This window comes from Marinomonas sp. ATLA20 (assembly GCF_057180105.1).
In genome coordinates, this window is sequence record NZ_JBXUKU010000001.1 from 951,092 (window position 1) to 968,555 (window position 17,464).

General features: G+C 45.6%; 12 protein-coding genes and 8 tRNA genes. 13 read left to right on the forward strand and 7 right to left on the reverse strand.

Annotated elements, in window-relative coordinates; all coding sequences use genetic code 11:
- Positions 1 to 5 precede the first annotated feature (5 nt).
- Positions 6 to 1,226 carry an MFS transporter gene (locus tag AC2A4J_RS04315; protein WP_484175070.1) on the forward strand — a complete coding sequence of 407 codons (1,221 nt, stop codon included), beginning with the start codon at positions 6 to 8 and terminating at the stop codon, positions 1,224 to 1,226.
- 6 nt (positions 1,227 to 1,232) lie between these two features.
- On the opposite strand, the gene AC2A4J_RS04320 is transcribed toward AC2A4J_RS04315, so the two are convergent.
- On the reverse strand, positions 1,233 to 3,686 hold the full coding sequence (locus AC2A4J_RS04320; RefSeq protein ID WP_484175071.1) for a YbcC family protein: 2,454 nt from the start codon (positions 3,684 to 3,686) through the stop codon (positions 1,233 to 1,235).
- A 9-nt stretch (positions 3,687 to 3,695) separates the two neighbouring features.
- Positions 3,696 to 5,315, reverse strand: a complete 1,620-nt coding sequence (locus AC2A4J_RS04325; RefSeq protein WP_484175072.1) for an NADH-quinone oxidoreductase subunit L — start codon at positions 5,313 to 5,315, stop codon at positions 3,696 to 3,698.
- A gap of 122 nt (positions 5,316 to 5,437) precedes the next feature.
- Here AC2A4J_RS04325 and AC2A4J_RS04330 point away from each other — a divergent pair, with 122 nt between their 5' ends.
- The 3 genes from AC2A4J_RS04330 (at position 5,438) to ppnN (ending at position 9,062) form a co-directional block, all read left to right on the forward strand.
- Positions 5,438 to 6,343, forward strand: a complete 906-nt coding sequence (locus AC2A4J_RS04330) for a LysR family transcriptional regulator (RefSeq protein ID WP_484175073.1) — start codon at positions 5,438 to 5,440, stop codon at positions 6,341 to 6,343.
- A 52-nt stretch (positions 6,344 to 6,395) separates the two neighbouring features.
- A complete protein-coding gene (gene zapE, locus AC2A4J_RS04335) occupies positions 6,396 to 7,541 on the forward strand; it encodes a cell division protein ZapE (RefSeq protein ID WP_484175074.1) in 1,146 nt (381 codons plus the stop codon).
- A gap of 150 nt (positions 7,542 to 7,691) precedes the next feature.
- On the forward strand, positions 7,692 to 9,062 hold the full coding sequence (gene ppnN / locus AC2A4J_RS04340; protein WP_255827968.1) for a nucleotide 5'-monophosphate nucleosidase PpnN: 1,371 nt from the start codon (positions 7,692 to 7,694) through the stop codon (positions 9,060 to 9,062).
- A 188-nt stretch (positions 9,063 to 9,250) separates the two neighbouring features.
- Here the strand turns inward: ppnN and glsB are convergent, their stop codons facing one another.
- The 5 genes from glsB to AC2A4J_RS04365 all read right to left on the reverse strand — a co-directional run bounded on the left by glsB (position 9,251) and on the right by AC2A4J_RS04365 (position 15,211).
- The gene (gene glsB, locus AC2A4J_RS04345; protein ID WP_484175075.1) at positions 9,251 to 10,162 is read right to left on the reverse strand and encodes a glutaminase B; all 912 of its coding nucleotides are present in this window, start codon (positions 10,160 to 10,162) and stop codon (positions 9,251 to 9,253) included.
- Between the two features lie 134 nt (positions 10,163 to 10,296).
- Positions 10,297 to 11,976 (reverse strand): choice-of-anchor I family protein, encoded by a 1,680-nt coding sequence (locus AC2A4J_RS04350; protein WP_484175076.1) that lies wholly within the window; start codon positions 11,974 to 11,976, stop codon positions 10,297 to 10,299.
- Between the two features lie 109 nt (positions 11,977 to 12,085).
- The gene (gene nudC, locus AC2A4J_RS04355; protein ID WP_484175077.1) at positions 12,086 to 12,892 is read right to left on the reverse strand and encodes an NAD(+) diphosphatase; all 807 of its coding nucleotides are present in this window, start codon (positions 12,890 to 12,892) and stop codon (positions 12,086 to 12,088) included.
- A 73-nt stretch (positions 12,893 to 12,965) separates the two neighbouring features.
- Positions 12,966 to 13,991 (reverse strand): L-threonine 3-dehydrogenase, encoded by a 1,026-nt coding sequence (tdh, locus tag AC2A4J_RS04360; protein WP_484175078.1) that lies wholly within the window; start codon positions 13,989 to 13,991, stop codon positions 12,966 to 12,968.
- Positions 13,991 to 15,211, reverse strand: a complete 1,221-nt coding sequence (locus AC2A4J_RS04365; RefSeq protein WP_484175079.1) for a glycine C-acetyltransferase — start codon at positions 15,209 to 15,211, stop codon at positions 13,991 to 13,993. The genes tdh and AC2A4J_RS04365 overlap by 1 nt, the downstream gene beginning before the upstream one ends.
- A 199-nt stretch (positions 15,212 to 15,410) precedes the next feature.
- Between AC2A4J_RS04365 and AC2A4J_RS04370 the strand changes: the two genes are divergently transcribed.
- From AC2A4J_RS04370 to AC2A4J_RS04410, 9 genes are all read left to right on the forward strand, one after another.
- Positions 15,411 to 16,475 (forward strand): polysaccharide deacetylase family protein, encoded by a 1,065-nt coding sequence (locus AC2A4J_RS04370; protein WP_484175080.1) that lies wholly within the window; start codon positions 15,411 to 15,413, stop codon positions 16,473 to 16,475.
- A gap of 62 nt (positions 16,476 to 16,537) precedes the next feature.
- A tRNA-Ser gene (locus AC2A4J_RS04375) sits at positions 16,538 to 16,628 on the forward strand.
- Between the two features lie 41 nt (positions 16,629 to 16,669).
- Positions 16,670 to 16,745 (forward strand) — tRNA-Asn (locus AC2A4J_RS04380).
- Positions 16,746 to 16,747: 2 nt separating this feature from the next.
- Positions 16,748 to 16,824 (forward strand) — tRNA-Pro (locus tag AC2A4J_RS04385).
- 27 nt (positions 16,825 to 16,851) lie between these two features.
- A tRNA-His gene (locus AC2A4J_RS04390) sits at positions 16,852 to 16,927 on the forward strand.
- Between the two features lie 13 nt (positions 16,928 to 16,940).
- Positions 16,941 to 17,016 (forward strand) — tRNA-Lys (locus AC2A4J_RS04395).
- 33 nt (positions 17,017 to 17,049) lie between these two features.
- Positions 17,050 to 17,125: transfer RNA gene (locus tag AC2A4J_RS04400), tRNA-Asn, on the forward strand.
- A gap of 1 nt (position 17,126) precedes the next feature.
- Positions 17,127 to 17,203, forward strand: a tRNA-Pro gene (locus tag AC2A4J_RS04405).
- A 27-nt stretch (positions 17,204 to 17,230) separates the two neighbouring features.
- Positions 17,231 to 17,306: transfer RNA gene (locus AC2A4J_RS04410), tRNA-Lys, on the forward strand.
- Positions 17,307 to 17,464: the final 158 nt, after the last annotated feature.

Below are 17,464 nucleotides of genomic sequence, written 5' to 3' on the forward strand. Positions count from 1 at the left end.
CATGCATGTCGCGCCCTGTGAAGTTACTCAGTGTTTCTATTGGTCTTATCTGCCTCTTGTTGGCGTTGAACTTTGGTTTGCGCTCATCAATGGGCTTTTTTATGGCGCCCATTTCCCAAGAATTTGGCTACGGACGAGAAGTGTTTGCCTTTGCTCTGGCGCTACAAAACTTATGTTGGGGGTTATTTCAGCCTATTGCTGGTGCCTTTGCTGATCGTTACGGTACCTTGAAAACCTTGTTTATTGGGGCGGCGTTATATGCATTGGGTTTGTATGTAACCGCGGGTGCTGATGGTGTGCTAGGACTCAATATGGGCGCTGGCGTACTTATGGGGATGGGCATCGCAGCGACGGGATTTGGTGTGGTATTGCCAGCGATGGCGCGTATGGTTTCGCCTGAAAAACGCTCCTTTGCTTTGGGTTTGGGCAGTGCGGCGGGTTCTGCTGGGCAGTTATTGGTTGTACCTATCGCGCAAGATTTTATTGCTTCCTATGGCTGGAGTAATGCTTTGATGTTGATGGCCGTGTGTGCCCTGATGATGGTGTTATTGTCTAGTCCATTTCGCCAAGTAAAAGAGAGCGAGGCCACAAGCTCTGCGACTAAAGAAGTGACACAAACCATGAAAGAAGCATTGCGCGAAGCCAGTGCTTATTCGCATTACTGGTTGTTGGTGGTTGGCTTTTTTGTGTGTGGTTTTCAATTAGCCTTTATCACGGTTCACATGCCTGCGTTTTTGTCTGACCAAGGTTTTTCCCCAGATATTGCTGTAGCAAGTTTGGCTCTGATTGGGCTGTTTAATATTTTTGGCTGTTTATTGTCTGGCAGTTGGGCAGGAAAGTACTCGAAGAAAAAATTACTCACCATCATTTATGCGCTAAGAGCCTTGGCGATTGCCTTGTTTATGACATTACCGATGACCGATATGTCGGTCTATGTGTTTTCTATAGCCACTGGTTTGCTTTGGCTGGCGACGGTGCCACCGACATCGGGATTAGTCGCGCAAATGTTTGGTCTACGTTACATGGGCTTGCTTTACGGCATCGTCTTTTTAGGCCATCAACTTGGCTCGTTCAGCGGTGTGTGGTTGGGCGGTTATCTATACGACAAAACGGGGTCTTATGATGTTGTTTGGTGGGCGGCCTGTATTATTGCTTTGATCACAGCATTAATTCATATCTTGATTGATGAGCGCCCAGTGGCACGCTTGCGTGCCGCTGGGGCTTGAGGTCTCTTATCCTTGTGCTTGCCATTGTTGTTGGTAAAAGCGTTGGATTTTGTCACCTTCCCATTGAAACAAATACAGCCAGCCGTTATCGATCAATTGCCTGACAATGTCATGCTTTGCAGCGATTTTCTCGATCTCGGCTTTTGGGGCGGCAATGTAGACCGCAAGTCGGACCGGCGTGTGCATCCATTTCTCACCATTGCTTAGTGATTGCATAGACAAGCCTATGCGCAAGTCCCCACCGTTACCTTCAAATACACCAATGTTGCCACCCACGGCATTGTGCAGCACTTTATTACCACAGCCGAATTTGAAGTTATCCGTCACCGATAGGTTGTACTGCATGTTGATCCAGTGAGTCACCAGCATGGGCGCCGTTAAAATGCGTTCTAAGATGCTGAAATCGGGGTCATTTTGTTGATCATAATCGTGTAGGAAGCTTCGACCTTGTAAGTCAAGGTGCCGAGTTTGCTGGCGTGGTGCGATGATAAAGGAGTGGTTGTTGGCGAGCCCCCATTCTGGATTAACTTGAGACCAATCGTTTGCGCGTCTGGTAAAAGCCTTAGAGCGTTGTTTATCAGGCACTTCCAGCAGGGAAGTGTCTAACTTTGTCGCACGTTCTTGCTGTGCCAAGTATTGAGCTTTTTCAAACCAGTCTGTTTCTTTAAGCCAGTTTGTTATCTTGTTGTCGATGTCTTTCGAGTCTTCTAGTTGGTCAAAGCAGGTTAATTGATCTGTGGTGGTATTGTGCAGCGCGGCAACAAACTGGGTGTCACTAGGAATCTTCATCCCCATGTCGTTTAGTAAGGCGCGTACCTTGTCATCATTTAATAGTGAAGCCAACACTCTCACGTTCACTTCGCCACTTTGGCCGCCGCAAGCGCCACATTCTAGCCCTGCTGCATGAAGGTTGTTGCTAGTATGGCTACCGTGACCAACGAGCATGACGATAGGCGCGTAAGTTGTTAGCTTGATGGTGTCTAAAATCCCCTTTGCCAAATTGGCTTTATCTTGGTCGGTTAAAGCCACGCCTTGTTGGGTCAATTGCCAGCTTGTGTTTGGCGCTAGGCGGTTGGCTGGGTGTTCCTGTCTCTTGGAGAAGAGTGTTTGCTTGAACATTTTAAAGGCGTACCACCAACCCATGGATTCCACCATGGAAAACGACGCAGGTGCTGCGTGCCCCCAACGGTGCCAACGAGCTTCTTTTTGCTGGTGTTGTACGTGATTCTTACTGCTCGTGCATTCGGTAACGGTTATGGCTGCTTGTAAGAGGCCTGGCAGTTGTGGGCGAGCGTATTGGCTGCCTTTCGCTTTGTATTCGATAGGTAAACCAAAAAAACCGGCAAAGCCAAGTGTTTGAATCGTATCAGATTGTTTTTCTAGTGCGCGGCGAAAGACTTCTGAACGAACGTCGATACAGAAAATGGCTTGTAGCTCAGGTCTGGTCGAAAGTGTTGGAGCTGGTTGTTTGGCTACTAGTGTTTTATGTAGATTTTTTTGTTCACTGTATTCCAGTGCTAATGCCCAGACTTTAGGTGCTAATAGAGCGTCTTGATGAGCTTCAATCAATTGTGGAATGGCATTTTTTTGTGCTGACCATTTTGTTTCTATTGTGGCGTGCAATGCTATCGATGTGTGTTTTAGGTAACGCCACACCACCAATTCCCAGGCCATTTTGATGGCGAGTAAAGACACCACATGGTTTTCTTGCGCAAGACCTTCATTGCTATCGCCTTTTGACCAATTCAAGTAAGCCAGATAACTGCTCCAGCCATTGATATCCAGCAATAATGCCTGAGCATAGAAAAGCAGCGCTTTATCATCCAAGGCCAATTCGTCGATAACGAGAGCAAATAAAGCGTCTTTATCATTGGGTAAGTGATGGAAGAAGTCGGTTAACTTGGACTCGGCCATGATAATGCTTAGCCCTTTGTCTTCATTGGTGACTTCTAACCAATGGCTGTAAAGGTCAAGTTCGCTGTCAATATTGTGTTGTCTTAGGGTTGGACTTTGCTGCTGATAGTGCGCCGCGCAAAACTGGCTCACTTGATGAGTTATCTCATCGTGCCAAGACATTTTATGGGCGGAGCGTTGTTGGTCTGCAAGATCGGCAATGTTGCGCCATGGGGTTTGGGCGGCGCTAGCTTGAGATAGGTGTTCAAGTAAGGATTCTGGCGCCACCTTGAGATCATAATGATGAGCCGCTTTGACAAGGCAATCTTGCGAAATCCGTCCTTCGTCATACCAGGCGCGGTAAGACTTAATAGGTAAATGAGTTTTGATACCAGCCGAGGCAGATAGCTCATCAGATATGTCGTCAAAGGGTTTGTGTACCAATGACCAAAGTGGGTTCACTGCGATCAGTTTATCCAGAGGCCAGTGGGGCGCAATCGTGTTGGTCGCATCAAGTAATAGGTCTTTTTGCTGCATGCTTAAAGTATTTGGCGCTTTGCTAGTCATGCGATTCTCCTAAGGTTTTAGCGACGGTTGATTTTTGGTTGTGGTGTGATCTTGTTTGGTTCTAGCTGGCAAGGTGACTGGCCAGAATTTCAGCACCAGACGCGTAAGCCATTCATCCAAATAAAGCCCCGCAAACAATGCAATTGATAAGCGACGAACTGCACGCCAGCGCACCTGATAATGCAAAAGTGCGCTTAAGACGAAGAGTAAGCTAAATAAAACCATGGCCCAGATGTCCGCGAGGGAAAAAGCCTGAACCGTGTGAACAGAATAGGTCGGCAGTGCATAATGCATGGCATGTTTCAATGTGGTGTAAATCACACACAAAAATAAGCCCATAGCGAAGGTGTACATCACAGAAGGTGAATGCTCGCTGGTACGCCATTGCACGATAAGCAAGGTCAGCGCGAGAGCGAATAACCACCAAGCACTAAATGCACCCTCGAAGCCAAGCAGCGTTCTGACAATGACCACACAGGCGGTACTTAACCCAAGCGCGATGATCCAAGTTTGCGCATTAGGTACGATTGCTTTGTTTGTTTGAAGTTGTTGAGTATTAGGTTTAACCGCACTGGAAAGACGCAATCTAATGGCGTCATTGACCGCGTTGCCGGAGTTGAGGAATGAGTAAGCTTTGTAAAACGAATGGGCGAGCAAATGCAGCAAGACTAATTCGTACAAACCTAAAGCGAATTCCAACAGCATCAGACCCATCTGCGCACACGTCGACCAAGCAAGGCGTACTTTTACGCTGATTCGAGTGGTCATAATTAAGGCGCTGGCGAGGGTCGATAAGCCCGCGACAATTAACAATAGCCAGATTGCCACAGAACTTTGTGCCACCAAAGGTGTGAACAAAAGCAGTAGATAACCACCTAAGTTGATCACGCCAGCATGCAACAAGGCGCTAACGGTTGTTGGCGATTCGACCACTTGTATTAACCAACCATGGAAGGGTAACTGAGCGCATTTGATTAATGCCGCCAATGCGATCAAACAGGCAGCTACTTGTTCTTGCCAGTGTAGGGCTAATCCTGCATTAGATTGGGCCACCGCGGTGTTGATAATGGTATTGATGTATAAACTATCGTATTGCTGATAAAGCAAGGCAAAGGCGGAAAATAAAGACAGCTCAGCGACTCGCGCCAGCATGAACTTTTTGTGAGCCGCTAGAATGGCGCGTGGGCGATCCGCATAGAAGGTTAATAAGTTGTTGAGTGACAAACTAATGCCTAACCAACCGAGCCAAAAAATCACCAAATGGTTGGTGGTGACTGTGATAGCAACGGACGCCAAGGTAAACATCAACCAACGATAGTAACGATTTAGGTTAGCCTGCCCCGCCATGTAGTTACGGGAAAAACTGATCAATACCCAACCCATCACCGTCACCAGTCCAAGCATGATTTGATTGAGTGTCGTGTGCCGAATCAAATTAGAAGACTGCCACGCATCGGTAAAAAAATAGCTAACTGGAAAAGTGGTCAGAAAAATAATCAGCAAGATAAAGCTTAATCGAGACGCTTTTTGTGCCACGTATTTGGTTTTCTCACGGCCGAGATACCAGCCGCCAAAAAACAGCGTAAAGGGAATGAAAATCGGTAGAAAGCTTAACGCGAGAAGCGACATAAATACCTACATCTTTTAGGTTGAACGAGTGGCGGCGATTATGAAGGCTTTATTTTGTTAATAAAAATACATATATTGATATAAAGCGTTCACTTTATATTATGTATCTGCAGGTACTTTTCATGGCTCGACTGAATTATCACCATCTGTATTATTTTTGGCGAGTGGCTAGGAGTCCTAGCCTGACGGAAGCAGCAGAAACCTTGCATATATCTCAATCGGCGTTGTCAGCGCAGATAAAACAGCTAGAGCAAAGCTTGGATGTGGCGTTATTTGTTCGCCAAGGACGTAAGTTGGTGCTGACCGATGTTGGTCGTCGTGTGTTGGCTTACGCTCAAGATATTTTTAATACCGGTGAAGAGTTAGAGAAGTTCATCCAGAAAGACAGCGCCACGCAGGTTCAGCACATCACCATTGGCGTGCAGAGCAATTTGTCGAGGAATTTTATTGAGAGTTTTATTGCTCCCTTGTTAAAAAGCGAGCATGTGGATTTTTCACTTGCTTCCAGAGGCATGACAGACTTGCTCAGTGGTCTTGTTAATCACGAGTTGGATTTGGCGCTAACCAATCGAGCCATTTTAAGCGAAGGTCATGACACCACATGGCAAAATCAGTTGGTTGCAAGACAAGCCGTGGCGATCGTTGGCCCTTATGGTGAAAAGCCAGATGCGCCTTTTCCCCAAGGCTATGAAGGTAAAAAATGGGTGGTACCAGGGCGCAATACCGATATTCGTTCATCCTTTGAATCTTTTTGCGCTACTCATCAATATCAGCCGGATATTAAAGCAGAAGTTGACGATATGGCGATGCTGCGATTGTTAGCAAGGGACAGTGGTTATTTGTCTGTATTGCCGCCTGTGGTGGTAAAAGATGAGATTCAATCGAACATGCTGGAGGATTATGAAAGTATTCCCCAAGCGTTCGAAAATTTTTACGCCATTACTATGCCTCGTAAGTTCACTTCGCAACCCGTACTGGATTTGATCAAGATGGCGATTCATCAGTATGCTGTCGACCATTCAATGTAAGTATTCAGATGAGCCAGTTTTAAAGCTCATATATTTTAAAAGGTAATAGTGCATGACACCTTTGCAAACCTATCAAACTCGCCTAGAGCAAAACGAAGTGAGTTTTGATGAGCGCCAACAGTCCGCGTTACAGGAGTTGGAGCGTGTTTATCAAGCGTTACTTTCGAATTCATCAGACAACGACAAGGCGGCGCCAATTAAAGGCGTTTATCTTTGGGGGGATGTGGGGCGTGGCAAGACGTTCCTAATGGATCTGTTCTATCACTGCTTGCCAGATGGCATGGCGTTAAGGTTGCATTTTCATCATTTTATGGCGCGCTTGCACCGAGAGTTGAACCTTGCCTTCGGTCAGAAAAATCCTTTAAAAGGCATAGCGAAACGTTTGGCTTCAGAATGTCGAGTACTGTGTTTTGATGAGTTTTTTGTTTCGGATATCGGCGATGCTATGTTGCTGCGCGGTTTGGTTGAAGCCTTATTTGAAGAAGGTGTGGTGCTGGTGGCTACGTCGAATATCGCGGTGGAAAACCTGTTCCAAAACCAATTGCAAAAAGAGCGTTTTGCCCCCGCCATTGCCTTGTTACAAGACCATTTAAAAAGCATCCACCTTAGTGGCGAAGAAGACCATAGATTGCGTCATACTGGCTTTACGCCGATTTATTTTGTCAAACATGAGCAAGATATGTCGGCTTTGTTTCAGCAGCTTGCAGAAGGCGATAGGAAACAGCAGCCGCTGCAAGTTTGTCGTCGTGCGATTACGGTCATTGAGTCAGCAGATAATATTGTTTGGTTTGATTTTTATGCCTTGTGTGATGGCCCTAGGTCGTCGTTGGATTACATTGAGTTGGCGCAAACGTATCCCATGATAATGCTCACCGGCATTCCAGAATTGAGTAGCGAACCTTACGAGCATATCAAGGCGCGAGGCACAGAAGATGGCGCAGTTGGTTCCGGTCAAACGGGTGAACGTGCCGTTTCATTGGGTGTGAATGACGATGCCGTGCGTCGCTTTATAAGCTTGGTAGACGAGTGTTATGACCATCAGGTGGTTTTATTATTAAACGCTGACGTGCCTTTGGAAAGCTTATATTTAAACGGTACTCTGCTATTTGAATTTCGTCGTACTTACAGTCGATTAATTGAAATGAAGTCCCATTATTATCAAGCGTTGCGAACCAGTATAGAAGATAAACTTTATTGATCAAATGGACGGGCTAAATAATTGATTTTATTCTGACTATTTTTACTTAGTTTTTCGTAAAAGCTTGATAAAACAAGAATGCGCTACCAATATATTTAAAAGCAATGAATTGAAAAGACATTAATATAATGACAATTAAGGAGGGCGATCATGCAGTACGAAGATCGCGTTGATGCGTTAGTCGCACCGAAAGGTTCGTTAGAAATGTTATCCCAAGACGAGATTTCTCGTCTGTCAGAAGAGTCTGGTCCGCTTCACGATCTATTTCACCGTTGTGCCTTGGCTATTTTGAACTGTGGTAGTGATTCTGATGATCCTCAAGCTGCCACGGAAGAATTTAAAGATTTTGAAATTCGTATTGTGCAACAAGAACGAGGCGTGAAACTGCAACTGAAAAATGCACCGGGCAGTGCCTTTGTTGACGGCAAGATGATTAGCAGTGTGCGTGAGATGCTATTCAGCGTATTGCGCGACATTATTTTTACCCAGCATGAAATTCTTGCTCGTGGTCTTGAAGATGCTAGCTCAGATAAGCTAACCAATGTGGTGTTTGAATTATTGCGTAATGCCAATGTGTTCCGCCGTATTCAAAACCCTGACATGGTGGTGTGTTGGGGTGGCCATTCTATTGCTCGTCACGAGTACGATTATACTAAGCGTGTAGGTCATGAGTTGGGCTTGCGTGAACTGAATATTTGTACTGGTTGTGGACCGGGTGCGATGAAAGGGCCGATGAAAGGTGCCGCTATTGCCCATGCCAAACAACGTATCAAAAACGGTGTTTACTTAGGTTTAACTGAGCCAGGTATCATTGCCGCTGAATCACCGAACCCAATTGTGAATCAGTTGGTCATCATGCCGGATATAGAGAAGCGTCTAGAAGCCTTTGTCCGTGTTGGTCATGGCATTGTCGTTTTCCCTGGTGGAGCCGGAACCGCAGAAGAAATTCTGTATATTTTGGGTATCTTATTACACCCGAAAAATGCTGGCGTGCCTTTTCCATTGGTGTTTACAGGGCCAAAAGAGAGTGCGGAGTATTTCGAGCAAATTCACGCGTTCATTGGTGAGGTATTAGGTTCGGAAGCGCAGAATAAATACCGCATTATCATTGAAGACGAAGTGGAAGTTGCCCGTGCCATGAAGCAAGGCATGGAAGAAGTTCGTCAGTATCGTAAAGCCCATCAAGATGCGTTTTACTACAACTGGAAACTGCATATTCCAGAAGAGTTCCAATATCCATTTGAGCCGACACATGAAAAAGTGCGAGAGCTAAACCTACACTTCAATCAAGAGACGCATTTGCTTGCCGCGGATTTACGTCGTGCCTTTTCGTCTATCGTTGCCGGCAACGTAAAAGCGCAAGGCGTGGCTTACATCAAAGAGTTTGGGCCGTTCGAGATTCATGGCGACAAAGCGTTATTGGCGAAACTGGATGCCTTGTTGCAAGCGTTTGTTCGTCAGCAACGGATGAAGTTGCCGGGCAGTGCGTATGTGCCGTGTTACAAAGTCATCACAGACTAACTGTATGACGTTATGAGCTCTTTGTTAAAAAAAGACTCGTCTTGGCTTCGCTCGTGACGCCATCTCTAACTAGGTGGCTACTGCGCTCGCCAATATGTTGTTAAAAACTGTGATACTAAAAAAGGGCTTCTCGTGAAGCCCTTTTCTGTTTTTGGTCGTTGTATTTTTGCTTCTGGTTTAAGAAGAGCCTAGCCAAATACTGACCAGCCGATACTTTCGGATAGGGCTTCAAGGGCTGCCATGCCCGCTAGTGAATTGCCCGATTTATTGAGCTCTGGAGACCATACGCAAACGGAAAAGCGATTAGGGACGATGGCTAAAATACCGCCACCAACGCCACTTTTTCCTGGTAGTCCAACGCGATAAGCAAAGTTACCTGCTTCGTCGTAGAGTCCGCTGGTGGCGAGTAGGCCGTTAACTTGGGTTGTTTCTCTTGCGCTAAGAACTTGCTCGCCGCTGAGCTGTGAGTAGCCCTTATTAGCAAGGAAACTAAAGGCTTTCGCTAAGTCCACACAATTCATGCGCATCGCACAGTTGTCGAAGTAGCTATGCAAGACATCTTCTACATCATTTTCGAAATTACCAAAGGCTTTCATTAAGTACGCCATGGAAGCATTTCGAGCACGAAACTCATATTCAGAGCTGGCAACGATATGGTCAGAATTCAAATGGGGATTGTCAGCTAAGCGACGAATAAACTCTCGCATGGCGTAATGTGGTGAGGCGAAACGCGATTGATTCATATCACTGATCACTAAGGCACCAGCATTGATGAAGGGATTGCGCGGTACGCCCGCTTCGTATTCTAACTGTACGAGGGAGTTAAACGGATTGCCAGAAGGCTCACGTCCAACGCGTTTCCACATGTCTTCGCCATAATGTTTGATGGCAAGGGTCAAGCTAAAGACTTTAGAAATACTCTGGATAGAGAAGTCTGTATGGGATTGGCCGGCATGATACAGCTCACCATCGTTGCTATAGATGGCGATACCAAACTGATTAGGATCGACATTCGCCAATGCGGGTATGTAGTCTGCAACTTTGCCTAAACCGATTAATGGTTTTACTTTTTGTTCTATTGAATGCAGTAAATCTTCCACATCACTCTCATTAAACAGCGTTAAAGGGGGCGGCTAGTATAGAGAAACTGATAAGGAAACCCCAGTGGAATTTTTTAATGAAGTGCATAAAAAAGCCCCCAAAAGAGGGGGCTAAAGTTATTGATTATGGATCATTATTTGACTGGTGAAATGCCGTAAACCGATGTGGTTCCACTGACTTCATTGCCGACAATCAATAGGGCTTGACCTGTTGGACTGTCTTGTTTTGAAACAAAACTCATACCTTCTGGGCCAAGATCGCCTGCTGCCGAGGTGTCAACTTTAGCATCGAAGTTGCGGCTGGTTAAGTATTGCACAAACTGGCTTTTTGCCGGTGTTGTGATGTCGTATACCATGATGCCGCCAACACGCTCTAAACCAATAAAGGCATAAGTACGACCATCGATTTGGCCTAGGGTTAAAGCTTCAGGTTCTGGGCCTTTGTCATCGCTACGGCCATCGGTTTTGTTCGAGTCGTTCGACGCGTTAAAGCCATTTTCGCCTAATTGATTAGCCGTAATACGTTCGAAATCGCTACCGCTATCAAAGACTTGCTCGCCAGTGTCACCGCTCCATATAGAAAATGAGCGTGCGCCGTAACCATACAACTCAGTAAAGGTACAATTGCTTGGTGCGCCTTTTACGAGCTCACAATCTTTTGCGCCCAAAGTGCTGGTGATTTTCATGCGCCCCAGGTTTTTGTCATCTTCTAGCTGACCTTCAATGCTATGCTTAAGCGGGCTAGTTAGTGCAAGACGGCTGTTGAGTTCGGCAAGGTCTTTGACACGATATTCTTCGCTGAAGCCTTTGTAATCTCTAGAGTCACCTTCATTGGCTGTGACGATGTAGGTTTTTCCAGAAATCATATAAGAAGCAATGCTGTCTGGCATATACATGCCTAGAACAGGCCAGTTTTGTAGCTGAATGGTTTTGTCCTTATCGCTAATATCAAGCTCGTTACCCGTTTTGTTGTAATCTTTGACACCTAAAGCCCAAATAGCATCGACTGACTTGTTAGATAGATCGATTTTTGCGATACCGTTATTTTCTTGTAATGACACAAACGCATAACGATTGTCTTTGGATACTGTAATGTATTCTGGCTCTAAGTCTTGAGCGACACTGGCGTTAGGACCAAAAATGCGTAATCCAGCAGGACGCTCAGCCGCTCGTGATCCGCCGTTATTGAAGTCACGAAATGATACCTCGGTGACGTCTTTTTGGCTTAATGTCGTGATGTCATTTGGAATGGCAATGATGCTGATACTGCCTTCTGGATCAATGGTGTATTCATCGTTTGGCTCACCTTCGTTTGCCACAACAACTTGTTTACCATCGTGGGTAAAGGTCACCATATCAGGAAGCGCACCGACTTTTACAGCGGTGATAAAGGCATGGCCATCAATTTTGTAGAAAGCGATGTAACCCATGTTTTGTTTTGGTTTAGCTTCAATGGCAACGGCCATAATACCCTTGTGTACGCTGACACTGTTTGCTGCGCCAAGGGCTACTCCCATCAAGTTTGCGACGTCTTTGCTGACATCCAGTGTTTTGATTTTGTTGGGCGCTGTTGGTTCTTTCATAGATAGAACATCTATTTTTCCAGAGTTCGCATTGACCACAAATGTTTCATGGGTTTTTGCATCATAAGCCACTATCTCGGCAGCACTGCCGTCAAATACGCCCGATTCATAACGTCCTAAAAAGCTTAGTTCGATGGAAGACGTTGCAGAGTGTGTGTCGGTGTTCGTTGTTGTGCAGCCGCCAAGTAAGGCAACAGTGGCACATAAAGGTAATGCAATAGGCAAACGCATGAAGGTGTCTCCAGAGGGGAAAGTTTGTGCATTTACTCTAGCGACTGAATATGACAAGAAAGTTGCAAATGGCAGTTGTTTTTCACTTACTACCATTTGCGATAACAAGTTAAGGTAATGAGTTTTTGATGTGTTCTACATGTAGATTAATCAGTTGTCCTGAAATCGTCGCGTTGTTGGGGATATTTGGTAAGTCATCAATTGAGTACCAGTTGGCTTCTTCTATTTCACCTGGTGCAGGTGTGATGTCACCACTTTCATAATCCGCAAAAAAACCGGCCATTAGCTGATGTGGGAAAGACCAAGGCTGGCTGCTTACATAGCGAATGTTGGTGACTTCCAGACCGACTTCTTCTCTAATTTCTCTTGCTACGGCCTGTTCTAATGTTTCCCCCGCTTCGACAAACCCCGCGATGTTACTGAACCTGTCTTTAGGTGCTTGTGGGCCACGAGCAAGTAGAATTTGATCGTCTTTGCGGATCGATATAATGACGCAAGGGGAAATACGAGGATAGTGACGCAGGTGACAAGACGGGCAGATCTTGGTGTGTTCGGCCACGTGCTTTTCATTCATTGGCGAGCCACATCGACCACAAAATTGGTGATCACGATCCCAGGTAGATAACTGATGAGCACGACTTAATAAAATGTAATGGTGCTGGTCTTGTAAGAAGAGCAACTCTCTTAGACCAATTTCGGAAAAGCCTTTGGGAATGGATTCAAAGCGACACACGAAGATGTCTTGTCCATGCCATTTTCCACAGTAGATAGCGCTCATTTTCGAATTAGGTTGGAAGTGTGTAAAAGGCGTAAGAAATTGATTTTCTGACTCTACTAATACTTGATTTCGATGTAGCAGAATATAGAGCGCATCTTGATGGGGAAGAGGGTGTGTTTGAGTGCCTATTTCTAACATGTGATTGCTCGGTTTGCGTCTAAAAGAATTACGCTAACGCGATCATCTTCTAGACGCAATAACCTTGGTGGATTTAATTCCAGTCCAGAATGACTTTTCCTGATTTGCCAGACCCCATGGTGTCGAAGCCTTGCTGAAAGTCATCAACATGAAAGCGATGGGTGATTATTGGGGAAATATCTAAGCCAGATTGCAGCATGGCAACCATTTTGTACCAAGTTTCGTACATTTCTCGTCCATATATGCCCTTGATTATAAGGCCTTTAAAGATGACTTGGTTCCAGTCTATCAGTGTGTCTTTTCCTGGGATGCCTAACATGGCAATTTTCCCGCCGTGATTCATGCATTCCAGCATGGAGCGGAATGCAGTGTCATTGCCTGACATTTCCAAGCCCACGTCAAAGCCTTCGTGCATGTCTATCTCGTTCATCACATCTTTTAATGATTCACGGCTGACGTTGACGGTGCGGGTCGCGCCCATTTTTTTTGCCAGATCTAAGCGGAAGTCGTTTACATCGGTAATCACCACATTGCGCGCACCTACATGCTTAGCAATGGCTGCTGCCATGGCGCCAATTGGACCTGCGCCTGTGATTAAAACGTCTTCACCGATTAGGTCAAAAGACAGGGCAGTGTGAGTGGCATTTCCAAAAGGGTCGAATATCGCCGCCATTTCGTCGCTGATGTTATTGGGGATCTTGAATGCGTTGCTGGCTGGAATGACCAAATATTCCGCGAAAGCGCCGGTGCGATTGACGCCAACCCCAAGCGTTGTTCGACACAGATGGCGACGGCCGGCACGACAGTTTCGGCAATGGCCACAAGTAATATGACCTTCCCCAGAAACACGGTCACCTACACTGAATCCAGACACTTCTGGGCCAATCTCTGTGATCACACCAACAAACTCATGACCCACTGTCATAGGCACAGGAATGGTGCTCTGCGCCCAATCGTCCCATTGATAGATATGCATGTCTGTTCCACAGATGGCGGTTTTGCTTATTTTGATCACGACATCGTTATGTCCACATTCTGGATGCGGGACGTCTGTCATCCAAATGCCTTTTTCCGCATGAAGTTTCGCAAGCGTTTTCATTATTTATTTCCTTCCCTTTTTCCTTCAATGACACCCATCTCGCGGCCTACCTTGGCAAAGGCGGCTATGGCAAGATCGAGCTGTTCCCTTGTTAGTGACGCTGACATTTGTGTGCGAATTCTGGCTTTGCCCATTGGGACAACTGGGTAGGCGAATCCGGTTACAAAGATCCCTTCTTTATATAGCGCATTTGCCATCTCTTGTGCGAGTTTTGCGTCTCCTAAAATAACAGGAATAATAGGGTGATCGCCAGGTATCAGGTTGAAGCCTAAAGCGTTCATTTGGCTGCGGAAGTATTGGCTGTTTGCTTTTAATTGCTTGCGAGCCGAATCGCCTTGTTTGAGAGTCTCGATAATTTGTAAGCTGGTGGCGGTAATGACGGGCGCCAGTGAGTTTGAAAACAAGTAAGGGCGAGAGCGCTGGCGTAACCAGTCGACAATGCTTTTAGAGGCGCTGGTGTAGCCACCTGAAGCGCCACCAAGGGCTTTACCTAATGTGCCAGTGATGATGTCGATACGACCGAGTACATCGCAGTATTCATGGCTGCCTCGGCCATTTTCGCCCAAAAAACCTACCGCATGAGAATCGTCTACCATTACTAACGCATCGTATTTGTCGGCAAGGTCGCAAACCGATTTAAGGTCGGCGATGATACCGTCCATGGAAAACACACCGTCGGTTACAATCAGCTTAGTTTTCGTACCGTCTTTATCGGCTTGTTGGAGCTTGGCTTCCAGTTCATTCATGTCGTTGTTGGCGTAACGGTAGCGCTTTGCTTTGCATAGGCGAATACCGTCAATAATGCTGGCGTGGTTGAGCACATCACTGATGACTGCGTCTTCATCATTAAGCAGTGTTTCAAATAAGCCGCCGTTGGCATCAAAGCAAGAAGAATACAAAATGGTGTCTTCCATTTGTAAAAAGTCGCTTAAGCTTTTTTCCAGTTGAGTATGTATGTCTTGTGTTCCGCAAATAAAACGCACGGAAGCCATGCCGTAGCCGTAATCATTTAGTGCCTGATGAGCGGTTTTTGTGACTTGGCTATCATTTGCCAGTCCAAGGTAGTTGTTTGCGCACAGGTTGATTAAAGGTGTTTTGTCAGCTGTAGTGATTTGGCTCGCTTGTGGTGTGATTAGTGGGCGCTCTATTTTATAGAGGCCTTCTTCTCTAAGACCTTGGAGTTGGTTATCTAAATTCTTGTAAAAAGTAGATCTGCTCATTTTCTTTCCTCTTGTGGAGATAGTGATTCCTTGTCTTATTCACTCCTTATGTCTATTGAGTGTAGGAGGCCTGTATCAATATGAGTAGATGCAGTGACATGGCAAAACAGGCATAACAGTTTTGTTGTTTTGAACAGACTGGTCACGCTGCCAGTTCGTCCGTAGAATGTGGGCAAACATTAATCAAAGAGGAAATGACATGTTGTCAAAGGTTCATTACAGCATCTTATTAGGAGCGTTGAGTGCCAGTATGGCGGTTCAAGCTCAGGATTATTTACCGGTTCTGCAATACCACCATGTAAGTGCGAGTTCACCGAAATCGACTTCAGTGACACCTGAACAATTTACCGAGCAAATGGATTATTTAAAGAGCGCGGGCTTTCAGGTAGTGGATCTGCGTTCTGCGTTGGATGACTTAAAGGCAAATAAGCCGTTGCCGGAAAAAGCCGTTGCTATTTCGTTTGATGACGCTTATCGCAGCATTTACCAAGCAGGCTTTCCTATTCTTAAAGAAAGAAACTTTCCTTTTACGGTGTTTATTAATACTGAACCCGTTGAGCGTAAGAGTCGCAGTTTCTTAACTTGGGATCAGATGAAAGAGATGGAGCAATCTGGTGGCGTGTTTGCTAACCATACTATCAGTCATCCTTATATGTTGCGTAAAGAGAAGGGCGAGTCTGATGAGGCTTGGTTGTCTCGTATGACAAAAGAAGTGGATACCGTTGAAGAGCTGCTTGAAAAAAACCTAGGTCATTCACCAAAGATGTTGGCTTATCCTTATGGCGAATCGAATAGCCAGATACGAGATATGATGAAAGATCGAGGCATAATGGCATTTGGTCAGCAGTCTGGTGTGGTGAGTGCGGATTCCGATTTTGAGAACTTACCGCGTTTTCCTGCTTCAGGTACTTATGCCAATATGTCTACATTAAAGACGAAGCTAAATGCCAAGCCTATGCCTTTATTGTCTGAAAAGACTGGCGGAGATTATGCAACGGATCAGCCTGTGTCGATCAGTTTAACCTTTAAAGAAGGTAAGTATCGTTTTAAAGACTTGGCTTGTTATGTATCTGGTCAAGGTAAAGCTATGCTGGACTGGGTTTCTGATACTGAAGTTACGGCGACGGCTCCTAAACCATTTGGCGTTGGTCGAGGCCGTATTAACTGCACTATGCCAGACAATTCAGGCAAGCATTATTACTGGTATTCTAACGTTTGGATCCGTTCTTCGGCTGATCAGGGCTATGTGAGTGAAAAAAGTTAAACTTTTTTCAAAAAGAGGTTGCACTGAAATCTCAAATCAGTATTATACACCTCGCTCGCAACGGAGGGGTGGCAGAGCGGTTTAATGCACCAGTCTTGAAAACTGGCGTAGGTTAATAGCCTACCGAGAGTTCGAATCTCTCCTCCTCCGCCATCTTCTAAAGATGGTTGTTGTAAGCAAGATAAAATATTAGTTCCTCGATAGCTCAGTTGGTAGAGCAAATGACTGTTAATCATTGGGTCACTGGTTCGAGTCCAGTTCGAGGAGCCATTCGGAGTATAGCGCAGTCTGGTAGCGCGCCTGCTTTGGGAGCAGGATGTCGGGGGTTCGAATCCCTCTACTCCGACCATTTATTTTATCATCACCATTAGTAATGGTGGGCGTAGCTCAGTTGGTAGAGCTCCGGATTGTGATTCCGGCGGTCGTGGGTTCAAGCCCCATCGTCCACCCCATTACTTGATAGTTGGGTCGTTAGCTCAGTTGGTAGAGCAGTTGACTTTTAATCAATTGGTCACTGGTTCGAATCCAGTACGACCCACCAGCTATCCCTATACAGAATTCAAATCTGATTAATTCCTCGATAGCTCAGTTGGTAGAGCAAATGACTGTTAATCATTGGGTCACTGGTTCGAGTCCAGTTCGAGGAGCCATCGGAGTATAGCGCAGTCTGGTAGCGCGCCTGCTTTGGGAGCAGGATGTCGGGAGTTCGAATCTCTCTACTCCGACCATTAATAAATCAGTATAAAATTATGAGCGGGTCGTTAGCTCAGTTGGTAGAGCAGTTGACTTTTAATCAATTGGTCACTGGTTCGAATCCAGTACGACCCACCATTCTCATAATCCCATCATATTTAATATTTATTCCTTGACCTTTCCCTAGATAGTTTCAAAATCGTCTATCGTCTATCGTCTATCGTCTATCGTCTATCGTCTATCGTCTATCGTCTATCGTCTATCGTCTATCGTCTATCGTCTATCGTCTATCGTCT

Excerpts from the sequence above, each read along its gene's own strand:
- ppnN (WP_255827968.1), top strand. The coding sequence starts at position 7,692 with ATGCAGTACGAAGATCGCGTTGATGCGTTAGTCGCACCGAAAGGTTCG.
- AC2A4J_RS04325 (WP_484175072.1), bottom strand. The coding sequence starts at position 5,315 with ATGTCGCTTCTCGCGTTAAGCTTTCTACCGATTTTCATTCCCTTTACG.
- AC2A4J_RS04365 (WP_484175079.1), bottom strand. The coding sequence starts at position 15,211 with ATGAGCAGATCTACTTTTTACAAGAATTTAGATAACCAACTCCAAGGT.
- AC2A4J_RS04370 (WP_484175080.1), top strand. The coding sequence starts at position 15,411 with ATGTTGTCAAAGGTTCATTACAGCATCTTATTAGGAGCGTTGAGTGCC.
- tdh (WP_484175078.1), bottom strand. The coding sequence starts at position 13,991 with ATGAAAACGCTTGCGAAACTTCATGCGGAAAAAGGCATTTGGATGACA.
- AC2A4J_RS04320 (WP_484175071.1), bottom strand. The coding sequence starts at position 3,686 with ATGACTAGCAAAGCGCCAAATACTTTAAGCATGCAGCAAAAAGACCTA.
- AC2A4J_RS04315 (WP_484175070.1), top strand. The coding sequence starts at position 6 with ATGTCGCGCCCTGTGAAGTTACTCAGTGTTTCTATTGGTCTTATCTGC.
- AC2A4J_RS04330 (WP_484175073.1), top strand. The coding sequence starts at position 5,438 with ATGGCTCGACTGAATTATCACCATCTGTATTATTTTTGGCGAGTGGCT.
- nudC (WP_484175077.1), bottom strand. The coding sequence starts at position 12,892 with ATGTTAGAAATAGGCACTCAAACACACCCTCTTCCCCATCAAGATGCG.
- zapE (WP_484175074.1), top strand. The coding sequence starts at position 6,396 with ATGACACCTTTGCAAACCTATCAAACTCGCCTAGAGCAAAACGAAGTG.
- AC2A4J_RS04350 (WP_484175076.1), bottom strand. The coding sequence starts at position 11,976 with ATGCGTTTGCCTATTGCATTACCTTTATGTGCCACTGTTGCCTTACTT.